This is a genomic window from Butyrivibrio sp. M55 (assembly GCF_900116865.1).
Classification (GTDB): Bacteria; Bacillota; Clostridia; order Lachnospirales; family Lachnospiraceae; genus Butyrivibrio.
Map to the genome: position 1 here is coordinate 307703 of NZ_FPCD01000002.1, position 14161 is coordinate 321863.

The following is a 14161-nucleotide window of genomic DNA, read 5'->3' on the forward strand; positions in this document are numbered from 1 at the left end:
ATGGCAGTTAGAGATACAAGTATAGATCCGAGATTACTTGAAAGCGCAAGAAAGCAATTTCGGGAAAAAGGTTTTTTGGGCGTGCAGCTTTCAGATATTTGTAAGGATGCGGGAATTACCACAGGAGCAATTTATAATAGATATAAAGGAAAAGAAGAGCTGTTCGAAGCCGTTGTAAAAGATACGGTCGAAAGTATGAACAATATCTTGGAAGAAGCAAAGACTGTTGATCCAAATAAGCTTTCAGATGAGGAACTTATAGGAGTTTGGGTTGATACCGAGAAGAATACAAAGCTTTGGAACAGGCGTCTCATGGATATGAAAGACGGACTGGAACTGCTTCTTAAGTGTTCAGAAGGGACCCAATACAGTCGATACCAGGAACATTGGCTTGATAAAATGTCAGATATAGACTATGACTACTTAAAAGCTTTGCAAAAAAGGAAGCTTGCAGATGAGAAAATTTCTCGCAAAGAACTGCATGTAATTGTTACGGCATTGTGGCAATTATATACGGAACCGATCATTCACGGAATGTCCGACAAAGAAATTGAACATCACTGTAAGGTAGTCGGAGACTTGTTTGACTGGCAGAAGGCAATCGGTATAAAAGTTTAAATTTTAATAAAAAGATCTTCACACCAAGTTACGGTTTGAAGATCTTTTTTATTGCGAAAAAAAATATCAAATAAAATTTGCTGTTGATATTTGGGACGTGAGAGTGTATCTTGAATACTGTTAGTTCTGTCTAACGACTTGGCTGTTTTGTAAATAAGTGCTTCAAAGCGAAGCACTTTATTAATACACAAGGGTTAGCTAACGCTAACGAAAGGGGAAAAATGAAGAAAAAAGTTTTAGCTATCATGGTAATGACATCAATTCTTTCTGGATGTGGGGCAAATAATAATGCCTCTGATGCCATACCTCAAAATGAAAGTATAGCCACAGTTAAAGTGGGGGTACTTAGAACAGCAGACAGTTTGCCAATATATGTCGGTGATGAGATGGGGCTTTTTAAAGAAAAAGGCGCGGATGTTGAACTGGTCGAGTTTTCAAGTGCTTCAGATCAGTCCAAAGCCATGGAAGGCGGAGCAATTGATGCGATGATGACGGACATGGTTGTTCAAAATCTGATCACAAAGGGAGGAACTGAGCTAAGAGCTGTGACTACAGCTTTGGGAGAGAATACTTCCGAAGGAAAATTTCTTATTGTTTCAAGCCCTAATTCAAACATAAAGAATATAGCTGATGTAGAAGGGAAGAGCCTTGCTATATCAGAGGGCACAATGATGGAATATCTTGTTGATTCATATTGGAATGAACTTGGCCTTGATATCAGTAAAGAGGAAAAGGTAAACACTCCAAGTCTTGCACTTCGTTTTGAAACGCTGTGTGCCGATGAGGTCGATATGGCTATATTGCCCGATCCCATGGGAGATCTTGCTCTTGCAAGCGGATGTAACGAAGTGATCAATGATACAAAATTACAAAACAATTATTCAGTAACCGTTATTGCTTTTACCAAGAAGTTTATAGATGAAAACAGTTCAACACTTGAAAGGTTCATGGACGGATATAATGCAGCCGTTGACAGAATCAATGAACACAACGAAGAAGACAAAGAGTTCATTTATTCTGTTGCAAATGTACCTGAACCTTTACAAGAAAAGTGGGAGATTCCGCATTATCCGAAGAATTGTGTTCCCGATAAAGAAGAAGTTGAGAGAACAGTAAATTGGATGGTTGAAAAGAAACTATTGGATAAAGAGCCCGATTACGAAGATATAGTGGATTCCGATTATATTTCCGGGGAGAAATAAATGCTGGAACTAAAGAATATAAGTAAGAGCTACGGCAAAAACGAGAGCATGGTATTAAAAGATTTAAGCCTTGAATTTGATGAAGGCAATTGTCTTGCCATTGTTGGTGGATCCGGCTGTGGTAAGACTACTTTGATCAGCATTATCGCAGGGATAATCGAGCCTTCGGAAGGTGAAGTGTTTTTCAACGGAAAGAATATTAAGAATATCAGAGACGATATTGCGGTTGTCTTTCAGGGGTACGGACTGTTTCCGTGGAAGACAGTGAGAAAAAATGTCATTCTTCCGTTACAACTTAAACATGAAAAATCTGAATATCATCTTGCGGACAAAATTATTGAAGATCTTGGGCTTTATGAAGTCCGAAATTCATATCCGAGCCAGTTGTCAGGCGGACAAAAACAGAGAGTTGCGCTTGCGAGGGCGCTTATGGCAAAGCCAAAACTTATTCTGCTGGATGAACCTTTTTCGGCTATCGATCCGATACTGAGAGAAAAATTATGCAGTAAGTTCAGAACTTATTTTAAAGAGAACGACATAATGGTGGTACTGGTGACACATAGCGTTAAAGAGGCAGCGTACTTTGGAGACAAGATACTTGTGCTTGGAAACGAGGAGAATACAGGCAAAATTCTGGACAATAATCTTGCAGGTAAGATGGGGACTCCCGAGGTAAGGGCTATTCATAACATTATAAAGAAGGCAATGCTGGGAGGAGGATGAATGACGAAAAAAATTTTTCAATATATGGTAGCTTTTGTTACTATCTTGCTTTTGTGGCAATTAACAAGTGTGTTTTTTGATAAGAATTTTTTGCCTTCACCTATAACAGCATTGCAGGCGTTCGTAGAGCTTTTGGGTGGTAGGGAACTGTTGAGACATTTATGGGCGAGCTGCTACAGGATTGTTATTGGAACACTTATAGGTTTGATTGCGGCAATGCCAATAGGACTTTTGATAGGTTGTAATAAGAAGATTGATGATTATTTCGGGAAGATTTTTGACATTCTGTATCCTATTCCGAAAGTTGTTTTCTTGCCGATAATTGTTGTCTGCCTGGGAATAGGCGATGAACCCAAAATTTTTTTAATAGCGCTTGTGTTGTTTTTTCAGCTTTCATTGACAATCAGAGATGCTGTCAGGCATATTCCCATGGAACTCATCAATTCTATGGAAGCACTTAATCCAAATAGATTTCAGTATCTAAGCCATCTTGTGATTCCAAGTTGTATGCCTGAAATTTTTTCCGCATTAAGAGGAACTCTCGGAATATCAACTGCACTTTTGTTCATAACAGAAAATTTTGCATCTATAACAGGGCTTGGTTATTTCATAACTAAATCAATGGATGCAAGAAGGTTTGAAGATATGTATGCGGGAATTCTTTCGCTGGCGTTACTTGGAGTTGTTTTGTATGTGCTTATTCATCTGATTGAACGTAAAGTGTGCAGGTGGAAATGTCTTGAAACAATAGACAAGGATGAGTGATGTATGGACTTTACAAAAGGGTGTTGGAGAAACGGCAATGAGAATCAGTCATGTTTTATACAAAGTAGACAATCTCGAAGAAGGGAAAAAGTTATTCGAGAAAGAAGGATTTTTTGTTGAGTACGGATCGAAGAAAAATCCGCATAATGCAATAATTCATTTTCCGGATGGAAGCTATGTGGAGATAATTCAAAACATGGGATTTACGAAGCTTTTAAGCTGGATGTTAAAAAGAATGGGATACGGCAGGTTTGTTGAGGGAATGATGCGGCAGCAGAACGGCCCGCAAGGATATATAAGAATTTCATTCGAAAATGAAGATGAAACATTTTCGGTTGAAAAACCTATATATGAAAAAAATGAATTGGAGACAGTCGTGGTGCCTGTAAAACGAAAAGATATAAACGGAAATATACTGAGGTGCAAATGTCTTTTCCCTTACGATGAAAGATATCCGTTTATCAAATCAAGGTTTACAGGCGGATCTACCGAGAATGCCAGGCATCCGAATGGTGCTATAGGAATAGATAAGATCGATTATTACGTAACGCAAAAGGAAGCTGACTTTATAAATGAATTGGGAGGATGTAGCCAGCTAAGCATACATATCGGTGAACAGCCTATGAAAGTTCATTTTTTATATGAAAAATAATTAAAGAAAGAGAGTAAAAAAATGAGTTCAAAAGAAACAAGTAACAGATTAAACGGTAAGGATTTAATGAATGTAGGTATTTTTACGGCGGTTTTTTTGGTTATAGAAATAATTGTGGCATGTGTGCTCGGAGTTTTTCCGATGGGATTTCTTCTCATCTCTGTCGTAGAAGCAATTATTCTCGGAATTCCCATGATGCTTTATTTTATCCGTGTTAAGAAGTTTGGAATGATACTTATAACTGTAGTTATAAACGGAGTAATAATGATTCTTACCGGAATGGGGCCTGATGCGCTCAGATACGGATTCTTCATAGGGCTTTTATGTGAACTTATCATGTACTGGGGCAAGTACAAGAGTGCTTTTAAAGCAATACTTGCTTATGCGGTATTTGGTCTTATTGCTGTAACAAATTACATCCATTGGTTATATGCCAGTGAAGAGTGGCTTGAAGGTCAGAGAGCAAATTACGGTGATGCTTTTGTTGAAGGAGTGTCGGGAGCATTTTCGGCCGGATGGGTATTTCCTGTATTATGTGTTGTTACTGTTGTTGCCGGTCTTATCGGTGGATTTTTCGGAAAGGCCGTGCTTAAAAAGCATTTTGTTAAGAGTGGATTGATTTAAATGGATACTATTTTAAGAAATACAAAAGCAAGCTCAAGACAGTTGTATCTTGATCCGAGAACAAAGATTCTGCTATGCATTACAGTTTCAACTGTAATGCTGGCAATGGATAATACCGGAATATTTGTCTACATAATTCCTGTAATGACGATTGTTCCGCTTATATTTCTTGCAATAATAAAGAGCCCTATGATGGCGGTATATTATGGCATTCTCTATTTGGTGGCATTCTTTGTTCCAAAGATGATAGTTGCGTATCTGCCTCAGGCAGTCAATCTTTTGTTTACAGGGGTGCTGGCAACGATGACACGTTTGATACCCGGAATGTCAATGTTCTATTTCTTGATAGCAACAACCTCTGTGAGCGAGTTTATAGCAGCCATGGAGAGAATGCATATTCCTAAGGTAATGACGGTACCTGTCTCTGTTATGTTCAGGTTCTTTCCTACGATAGTTGAGGAGTATCACGGAATAACCGACGCGATGAGGCTAAGAAATGTCGGAAGTTTCAGGAATCCTATGGATATGCTTGAGTATAGGCTGGTGCCGCTTATGATCTCGTTGACTGCAATAGGAAATGATCTTTCGATATCGGCACTTACAAGAGGTTTGGATGCGCCAAATAAAAGAAGCAATATGTGCGCAATCGGATTTAATGTGCAAGATTACATAGCTATCGCTGTTTCGGTAGTAATACTGATACTGGCGGCCTTATCTATGGCTTTTGGTATATAGGAAGGTGAAAGAAATTGATAACAACACATAATGTCAATTACACGTATGAAAACACTATAGAAGGAGCGGCGCTTACGTGCGTAACAACAGATATAGCAGAAGGCCAGGTAGTACTTTTGTGCGGTGAATCCGGCAGTGGGAAAACTACCTATATAAAGGCTATAAACGGTCTCCTTTCTCATTATTACGAAGGCAAAATGGACGGAGAGATTATGGTATCCGGAAAGGATATCAGCAAAGTTCATTTGTATGAGCTGGCCAGGGATGTCGGATCTGTTTTTCAAAATCCGAAGTCGCAGTTTTACACACTGATGACTGATACTGAGATTGTGTTTGGCTGTGAGAATATGGGATTTACGCATGATGATATCTTAAAGAGATTCGACAAGGTGGTCAAAGCGTTCAAAATAGAAGATCTCCTTGGAAAAAATCTTTATAACCTATCCGGTGGAGAAAAGCAAAAGGTAGCGTGTGCATCGGTTGGGGCACTTATGCCAAAGATATTTGTTTTGGACGAACCTTCATCAAATCTTGATATAAAGTCTATTCACGAATTAAGAGACATAATAAAAATATGGAAAAAGAACGGCAAAACCATTCTTATAGCGGAGCACAGGTTGAATTGGCTGAAATATGTGGCTGACAGAGTCATATGTTTTGAAGACGGAAAAATCAAATTTGATACGACCGCCAAAGAATTCTTTGATTATCCTGTGGAAAAAATGCATAAATTCGGTCTTAGAGCTCCTGAAAAATTTGAGCCAAAGTTTAGCACGGTTCAAGATGGGGCGGAGAGCATAAGCATTTCTAAGATGAAGCTTACCAAAAATAAAGAAACCATTTTGGATATTGACAATTTTGAGATTCCCAAAGGAGCGGTAGTTGCAATAGTAGGAAATTGCGGAGCAGGAAAGTCCACGTTAGCAAGGTGTCTTTGCGGACTGGAGAAAAAAGCGGAAGGTACGGTCAAACTTTCGGGCAGAAAAATAACGCCAAAAGAGCGTATAAAAAAGAGCTATATGGTTATGCAGGATGTTAATCATCAATTGTTTACCAGTAGCGTTGAAGAAGAAGTAATGCTTGGCGTTACGGATCTGTCTGAGGAAGAAAAAGAGCAAAAGCTCTCTAAAATATTGGAAGAGATGGATATCAGCAAATATAAAGAGGCACATCCTATGTCTCTTTCGGGAGGACAGAAGCAACGAGTTGCCATTGCTGGTGCGCTGGCCTGCAATAAAGATGTGATCTTTTATGATGAGCCTACATCCGGTTTGGATTACAGGCACATGAAAGAAGTGTCGGAGAGTATCAAAAAATTGAATGATATGGGAAAGACGCAGTTTATTATCACACATGATCCTGAATTGGTTCAGGAGTGCTGTAACTATTTTATCTATATGGTCGATGGGAAAATAGAGCTTTCCGGCTCATGGAATAAGGAAAACATCCGGTTTGTTCAATCCTTTTTTAAACTGGATTAGTTAGCATTATTTGCTTTAGGTGCATTCAGAGTACTGAATATGCCTAAAGCAGAATTTTTAATTGCAGGGGAGAAATTTAAATGGAAGATACAAAACTGATAAAAGGTTTGGAAAAGGTTACAAGTGACAAGAAAGTGCTGGTAGCTTTTCCGTATGCGGGAGGAGGGGCATCGTTTTATTATCGATGGCAGAAACCGTTTGACGGTATATGTAGTGTCTGTCCTGTTCAATTGCCCGGGCGCGAAGAAAGATTTGGCGAGAAGTTTTATACATCTGTTGAAAAGATAGCGGATGATGTATCGGAAATTCTTTCAAAGACAGAAAATCCCCTAATCCTATACGGGCACAGTATGGGAACCAAAATTGTATATGAAGTTGAAAAAAGGTTGGAAGAGAGGGGGAAAACAGCTGAACTTGTCATTGTATCCGGTTGTCAGAATCCTATGGATAAAGACAGAGAGCTGATAGCGGATCTGCCGAATGATGATTTTGTGGAAAAACTGATCTCTTATAACGGCATATCTGAAGAACTTGTCGCCAATAAAGACCTTTTGAAAATATTTCTGCCTATCTTAAGAGCTGATTTTATCGTAAGTGAAGGATACAAATGTGAGAGCCTTAATTGCTTGAAAGCGCCCGTAAGAGCTATGGGCGGTTATGACGACAGGGAAGCAAGTGAAGAAGCCATAAAAGGATGGGAGCAGGTAAACCCGGGAGATTTTGCCTTTGAGATGTTTGAAGGTTCTCATTTCTTTATCAGAGATAACGAAAATGTATTTACAACAATGAAAAACTGGATTGCGGGATGATCATGAAAAAAATAGGTGTTTTGGGAGCGAGAGGAACAATCGGAAGTTTGATTGTTCAATATTTGCAAAAGAATCATGAAGTGATTAAGGGGGTAAGGACTTTTAGTGATGTCTCAAACAATGAAATTGCGGTAGATGCGCTTGATGGCGCTTCACTAAGTAATTTTTGTAAAAACTGTGATGTGGTAATAAATGCTATCGGTCCTTCATATATAAATTCAAAGAAAATAATTGATTGTGTTAATAGTTGCGGAAAGCCATGCATTGACTTATTTGGCGGAGCAGAACTTGAAGAAAAACTGAATAACAAAGAGATGGTAAATATCATAAACGCAGGATGTGTGCCGGGATTATCAGGAATAGTTATGGCCTACCTTGCGAAGGAGTGCGGGGTACCGGACAAGATTACGCTTATTCACGGCGGAAACGAATTGGGTGGTCTTGCTGCATTAAAGGATATTGTTTACAGCTCTGTAGATGAATACAGTTTGCCAAATCGCATTATTCATAACGGAGGGATAGAAGAAAAGATAAAATTTGCCGACATGAAGGAAAAAATCGAATATTTTCCGGAACTGGTATACAAAGATCCATTGCTTGACCGGGAAGGGATTAGAATCCATGAAAAATATAATGTGGGTAATATCGAGCAATATCATTGCATCAGAGATATCAGATCAAAGGAATTAATAGCGGAAGGATGCATTGCTTGTGCCGGAATTCAGCATACTGAAGAAAAGGAGGAGGTGTTTAAAAAATTACTTAAAAAACAATCGTTGATTGTTGGAGATTCTATGCAATGGTTTTCAATGGTAGGAATCTCCGATAACGCTGAAAAGACACATAAGCTGGTTATACGAGCAAAGGGGAGTTCATTTATTTCGGGCATTGTTGCTGCTGTAGCGTGCGAAAAGTTGATAAATGATGAGAATCCGGCTAATAGAACAATGTGGGCATTTGAGTATGTTGATGCAGAAAAGCTTTTGTCAGTGCTTAAAGAATGTGGCGTTTTTGTTGAACATATTGTTAAAGAAAAAGCCCGAGAACTAATGTATGGAGAAATATAGAAAGGGAAGCAACAATGAATATCGAGTTGGAAATTGCGCAGTTAAAAGGTAAGGGAATAAATCTTTGGACTGAAGACGGTAAGCTCAAGTACAGAGCAAAAGACGGAGCCATGAATGGAGAGGTATTGGAGTGGCTTAAGAAGAACAAGCAGGAGATTATAGATTTCTTTAAAAATAATAATATAGTAGAGCATGATGAGGATAACAGGTACGAGCCTTTTCCGCTTACATCGATGCAAAATGCGTATCTGATCGGCCGAAACAAAGAATATGAATTGGGCGGAACAGGTTGCCACAGCTATACAGAGTTTAAGGTGGAGGACATCGATTGCCAAAAGTTAGAAGAGGCATGGCATAAGCTCATAATGAGACATGACATGCTAAGAGCTGTTTTTTCGGAGGAGGGATTCCAAAAGGTTATCGAATCGCCCGAGATGCCGGCACTTTTGGTAAATGATTTTTCTGAGCTCACAGAGGAAGATGCTTCAAATAAGTTTATGGATGTAAGAAAAAGGCTTGAGAGCTATGACTATGTTATAGGTCAGTGGCCAATGCACAGTTTTGAAGTTTCAAAGTTAAAAGGGCACTATATCATTCATTTCTCTATCGACATGCTGATTGCAGATTTTGTTAGCGTAAATGTCATCGTTTCCCAGTTATTTAAATTATATGAGGGTGAAGAATTGCCGGATGTGGCTGATAAGCTGTCATTTAGAGATATTGTCATTGCCGACGGGAAAGAAATGGCAAAGAGCAAGCAGACGGGAAAGTATGGGGCTGCAAGGAATTATTGGAATGATAAGATACAGACTATGGCCGGAGCACCTGTTCTTCCGGTAAAAGATGATATTACAAATAAGGTTAATTTTACCAGGCACACTTATAAAATGGCAGCTCCCAAGTGGAATATGATAAAAGAGATTGCCAAGAATAAAGGTGTAACATCTTCTGCAGCTATTATGACTGCATATATCGAGACCATATCAAGATGGTCATCTTCAAAGAATTTCTGTATAAATCTTACTTTGATGGATAGAGATAGAAGTTATCTTGATTCAAATGATGTTGTCGGTGATTTTACAACAGTCAGTGTTTTCTCGGTGAATGAATCAAGCGATAGCTTTATCGATAGGACAAAGGATAATCAGGAAGAATTAATCAAAGATTTAGACAATAAAAGCTTCTCGGGAATAGAAGTGTTGCAGGAACTTAGCAGATTTAAGGGTGAAAAAGTCATGATTCCTGTAGTATACACAAGTACACTCGGATCTAAAGAAGATCAGTCTATTTCAGAAAAATCCGAGCTTACTTATGGCGTAAGCAGAACACCGCAGGTATGGATAGACTGTCAGACTATTGAATCGAACGGTTGCCTTGTCGTCAATTGGGATGTAAGAGACGGGGTTTTTGACTCCTGTGTTATTGATGAAATGTTTAATGCATTAAAGGACGGAATCAGAAGGCTGTCAGAAGGAGAAGAATCTTGGAATGAAAAGGAACTCATTCGCTTATCGGATGCCACATTATTAAAGAGAGAAAAGCTTAACAAGACAGGGCTTGAAATAAAAGACAGATTTTTGCATGAAGGTTTTCTTAATAATGTGGAAAAGAATCCGGATAATATTGCTCTTATTTCCGAGGGGGTTAAATACTCTTACGGGGAACTTGCAAAGTATGTGCAGATCTTCAGCGATTCGTTAAAAAATGCGGGGATTGTTAAGGGAGATAAGGTTGCGATTATCGTAAACAAAGGAATTATGCAGATTGCGGCTGTGCTCGGAACTCTGTTTCAGGGCGGAGTATATGTTCCTATTGCTGTCGACCAACCTGCTCTTAGGCAGAAGGCAATCATTGAAGATGCAGGTGCGAAGATTGTTATTACGGAAAAAAATATTGAATGTGACAACGTTGCATTCATAGATATAAATGAGGTTTCGCCTGCTGAAAAATTTGATCTTAGCCTTAAAGACATTAAGTATGAAGACAGTGCATATATAATTTTTACTTCCGGTAGTACGGGACGTCCCAAGGGAGTTGTTATATCGCATAAAGCAGCCATGAATACAATAACGGATATTGATCAAAGGTTTGGCATCACTTCTGAGGATGTGCTCTTTGGTGTATCAAGCCTTACTTTTGATCTTTCCGTATACGATATTTTTGGTGCGTTTACTGAAGGCGCAACGTTGGTTCTTCCTGATAAAACTAAAGAAAAGAGCCCTGCACATTGGAGTGAACTCATTGACGAATACGGTGTGACGGTATGGAATTCCGTACCTGCGTTACTGTCCATGCTCGTGGATTACAAGAGTATGGAGAATCATCCTAAGAACAACTCGATGAAGTGCATTATGTTATCCGGAGATTTGATTCCAAGAACTTTTCCGGGAGAAATAAGAAAGATATTTAACAGTGCAAAAATCTATAGCTTAGGCGGTGCGACGGAAGCGGCAATCTGGTCAATTTATTATCCTATTACATATTATGACCTGGACAAAAATATTCCCTATGGAATGCCTTTATCCAATCAGGAGTTTTATGTTCTGGATGATATGGACAAGATATGTCCCGATAATGTCATTGGTGAGATTTGCATTGCCGGAACAGGACTGGCAGACGGTTACTACGGCGATGAGGAAATGACAAATATAAAATTCTATATGCACCGTGATCTTTGTAAGAGAATATATCGCACAGGAGACCTTGGGTATTACAACGAAGAAGGCATTATAGAATTCGTTGGAAGAAGGGATTTTCAGGTTAAGCTAAATGGTCACAGGATAGAGCTGGGAGAAGTCGAAAACGCTCTAATGAAACATTCTTTGGTCGATCAGGCGGTAGCTACCATATTTGAAGATGCCAACGGAAGGAAGTCATTGGAAGCGTTTGTTGTTCCCAAGAAATCCCAGGAATCTTCAGTTGATTACAGAATGAATGCAAAGTCATTTGAGAAAAAAGTTAATTGCGCTGCGGATGAAGTTTTAAAAGACAGGAGCAAGAAGGATATACTCGATTGGAAAAAATGCTCTGAGAATACAGCTGTAACAGATATGCTCTGGGTATTTAGAAGTGCCGGGGTATTTAATACAACAGACGAAAAATATACCTACAGACAGATAATGGATGCGGTAAATCCTAATGCGGAATTTGAGCATATTGTAAAACGCTGGCTCAATGTTCTTGAAAAGGAAGAACTTGTAAAAGAGAGTTTATCGGAGTATTCACTTACGCCAAAAGGCACGGGATTCGTTGACAGAGATGCTGCATGGAACGAATTCAGGAGACTGGAAGATAAAGTGGAATACAGTCATGAATTGTTTGAGTATCAGAAAAAGTCATCCGATCTTCTTTTAAAGCAGGTGCGTGGTGAAGTTCGCGGTCTTGATCTGTTTTTTCCAGAGGGAAAAACAGATGTGGCTGAGGCGGCATATCAGGATAATATTGTCAACAACGCGCTGAATCAAGGAGTAAAAACAGCGATGATTGGCATTATCAATGAAAAACAGACCCGTTTAAAACGTACAATAAATATTCTTGAGATCGGTGCAGGTGTCGGAGGAACTACAAATACAATACTTCCTGCCATAAAGGATATGGATATCACATACACCTTTACTGATGTATCAAACTTTTTTCTGAGTAAAGCAAAGGACAGATATAAGGACTACGGGTTCATGAAGTATGCCCTTTATGACATCAACAGAGATTATAAGGAGCAGGATATTCACGAAGGGTACTATGACATTATTCTGTGCGCAAATGTTCTTCATAATGCAAAGAATTGTCCTGATGCGCTTGAGATTATCAAAAAGCTGACTGTGGCAAACGGTGCGCTTATTATCATTGACACGACGGCAGATTCTTATTCGCTTTTGACGTCGCTTGAATTAAAAGGGGGACTTAACGACTTTACAGATGTAAGAAAAGACAGGGAGCAAACATTTTTTACTGAAAAAGACTGGATCACGATGTTTGACGGAGCAGGAATTGATACGGTAATAACTTATCCCGGAAATTCGGATCTTTTAAGTGAGATAGGACAAAAGATGTTTGTGAACATCGTCAACATGGCGGAGGCAGAAATAGATACGGACAGTATCAGGGAATTCTTAAAAGGATATTTATTACCGTATATGATTCCAGGCAAGGTAAGCGTATTAAAGGAAATGCCGCTTAGTTCAAACGGAAAAGTTGACAGGAAAAAGTTAAAACCGGCTTTTGATACTTTGAATTGTGAGAATACGGATGAAACCACATCGTTTAATGAGATACAAAAAAAACTTGCCGATATCTGGAAAGATGTTTTGAATATCGATTCAGTCGGTTTGTATGACAATTTCTATTCCGTGGGAGGAGATTCTCTTTTAATTGCACAGATTGTTACTAAGATGCGTGAGAACATTCCGGAATTTGAGGAGGTAGCATGGGACGATCTTATGAGAGATATCCTTAAAGATCCGACAATTGCCGGTATAAGTGCAATAACACAAAAGGATAACAGTTCGGAAACTGAAGCAAATTCGCGTACTTCCGAAAAGAGAGACGTATACCATGACAGCAAATGTATGCACATATATCAAAAGGGTGATGGGAATGTTGTAACAGCATTTTTCCATGCGGGAACCGGCCGAATAAAGGATTATGCGCAGATCGCACCGGATCTTTGCGAGAGATGTAAGGATAGAACCGTTGTCGGATTTACATACGGCGATGAGGAATTGTATCTGGATGTACCGCCTGAAAAACTTATATATGTAAGAGCTCAGGCATATGCAAACAGGTTGGAAGAACTTAAAGCAAAGAGTTACAGGCTTGTTGGATATTGCGTCGGCGGATTTGTAGCAATGGAGACAGCTAAGGTACTTATTGAGAGAGGATATAATGTTGAGCCTGTACTTACCATAAGCTCGCATCTGTGCCTGCATAGCGTTGAGAATCAGCTTTTGTTTGAAAGTGCATACGGAGTGATACTCGGAGCTGATATTTACAAAGCCGGATACAGAGGTAATCCTGCATCTATAAGAGGAGCGCTTGAGGAAATCCTTAAAGGAGAGAATAGAAATGTAACCGACAAGGAATTGTGCGCTCTTACAGGAAAGTATAAGGAACTTGGAGAAGCATTCAGCGAACTTACAAAACAAACTCATAAGCAGCGCATGGAGAGTATTTATGACAGTATAGAAAATCCTGATTTTTGCGGAGATCAGAGTACGGTTATTATGCTTAATATTCTCTATGACATTTTTGAACATACATACAAAGCTATGATCAGATACAAGCCGGATTTCTTTACGGGTGATATAGTTGCACTTATTCCGGATGAGGATCTGACAACGATATATCCCAATATGATACCTGATACAGATTGGGATGAATTTGTACTCGGAAACTGTGAAAAGCATATTGTACATGGTGATCACAATACATGTATAGATTGCGATCATTATGAACAGATCATGGATTACTTGATATAGGAGAATGCGGA

11 protein-coding genes are annotated in these 14161 nt (G+C 39.1%); all 11 read left to right on the forward strand.

The genetic code is table 11. The annotated features are described in order from the left end of the window. On the forward strand, positions 1-618 hold the full coding sequence (locus BM398_RS03780; RefSeq protein WP_175531827.1) for a TetR/AcrR family transcriptional regulator: 618 nt from the start codon (positions 1-3) through the stop codon (positions 616-618). A 221-nt stretch (positions 619-839) separates the two neighbouring features. Beyond that, positions 840-1820, forward strand: a complete 981-nt coding sequence (locus BM398_RS03785; RefSeq protein WP_092336481.1) for an ABC transporter substrate-binding protein — start codon at positions 840-842, stop codon at positions 1818-1820. Beyond that, positions 1821-2543 (forward strand): ABC transporter ATP-binding protein, encoded by a 723-nt coding sequence (locus BM398_RS03790; RefSeq protein WP_092336482.1) that lies wholly within the window; start codon positions 1821-1823, stop codon positions 2541-2543. It begins immediately after the preceding gene. Beyond that, positions 2544-3308 carry an ABC transporter permease gene (locus BM398_RS03795; RefSeq protein ID WP_092336483.1) on the forward strand — a complete coding sequence of 255 codons (765 nt, stop codon included), beginning with the start codon at positions 2544-2546 and terminating at the stop codon, positions 3306-3308. It abuts the gene before it with no gap. 37 nt (positions 3309-3345) lie between these two features. Continuing rightward, positions 3346-3960 (forward strand): VOC family protein, encoded by a 615-nt coding sequence (locus BM398_RS03800; RefSeq protein ID WP_175531828.1) that lies wholly within the window; start codon positions 3346-3348, stop codon positions 3958-3960. Between the two features lie 21 nt (positions 3961-3981). Then, positions 3982-4584, forward strand: coding sequence for an MptD family putative ECF transporter S component (locus tag BM398_RS03805; protein ID WP_092336485.1), 603 nt, complete (start codon positions 3982-3984; stop codon positions 4582-4584). Continuing rightward, positions 4585-5319, forward strand: a complete 735-nt coding sequence (locus BM398_RS03810) for an energy-coupling factor transporter transmembrane component T family protein (protein ID WP_092336486.1) — start codon at positions 4585-4587, stop codon at positions 5317-5319. A 14-nt stretch (positions 5320-5333) separates the two neighbouring features. Next, on the forward strand, positions 5334-6800 hold the full coding sequence (locus BM398_RS03815; protein WP_092336487.1) for an ABC transporter ATP-binding protein: 1467 nt from the start codon (positions 5334-5336) through the stop codon (positions 6798-6800). Positions 6801-6880: 80 nt separating this feature from the next. Then, positions 6881-7609, forward strand: a complete 729-nt coding sequence (locus BM398_RS03820; protein ID WP_092336488.1) for a thioesterase II family protein — start codon at positions 6881-6883, stop codon at positions 7607-7609. Positions 7610-7611: 2 nt separating this feature from the next. After that, positions 7612-8676: an NAD-dependent epimerase/dehydratase family protein gene (locus tag BM398_RS03825; protein ID WP_092336489.1), complete on the forward strand. Its 1065-nt coding sequence runs from the start codon at positions 7612-7614 to the stop codon at positions 8674-8676. 14 nt (positions 8677-8690) lie between these two features. Further along, positions 8691-14150: a non-ribosomal peptide synthetase gene (locus BM398_RS03830; protein ID WP_092336490.1), complete on the forward strand. Its 5460-nt coding sequence runs from the start codon at positions 8691-8693 to the stop codon at positions 14148-14150. Positions 14151-14161: the final 11 nt, after the last annotated feature.

Excerpts from the sequence above, each read along its gene's own strand:
- BM398_RS03780 (WP_175531827.1), top strand. The coding sequence starts at position 1 with ATGGCAGTTAGAGATACAAGTATAGATCCGAGATTACTTGAAAGCGCA.
- BM398_RS03785 (WP_092336481.1), top strand. The coding sequence starts at position 840 with ATGAAGAAAAAAGTTTTAGCTATCATGGTAATGACATCAATTCTTTCT.
- BM398_RS03790 (WP_092336482.1), top strand. The coding sequence starts at position 1,821 with ATGCTGGAACTAAAGAATATAAGTAAGAGCTACGGCAAAAACGAGAGC.
- BM398_RS03795 (WP_092336483.1), top strand. The coding sequence starts at position 2,544 with ATGACGAAAAAAATTTTTCAATATATGGTAGCTTTTGTTACTATCTTG.
- BM398_RS03800 (WP_175531828.1), top strand. The coding sequence starts at position 3,346 with ATGAGAATCAGTCATGTTTTATACAAAGTAGACAATCTCGAAGAAGGG.
- BM398_RS03805 (WP_092336485.1), top strand. The coding sequence starts at position 3,982 with ATGAGTTCAAAAGAAACAAGTAACAGATTAAACGGTAAGGATTTAATG.
- BM398_RS03810 (WP_092336486.1), top strand. The coding sequence starts at position 4,585 with ATGGATACTATTTTAAGAAATACAAAAGCAAGCTCAAGACAGTTGTAT.
- BM398_RS03820 (WP_092336488.1), top strand. The coding sequence starts at position 6,881 with ATGGAAGATACAAAACTGATAAAAGGTTTGGAAAAGGTTACAAGTGAC.
- BM398_RS03825 (WP_092336489.1), top strand. The coding sequence starts at position 7,612 with ATGAAAAAAATAGGTGTTTTGGGAGCGAGAGGAACAATCGGAAGTTTG.
- BM398_RS03830 (WP_092336490.1), top strand. The coding sequence starts at position 8,691 with ATGAATATCGAGTTGGAAATTGCGCAGTTAAAAGGTAAGGGAATAAAT.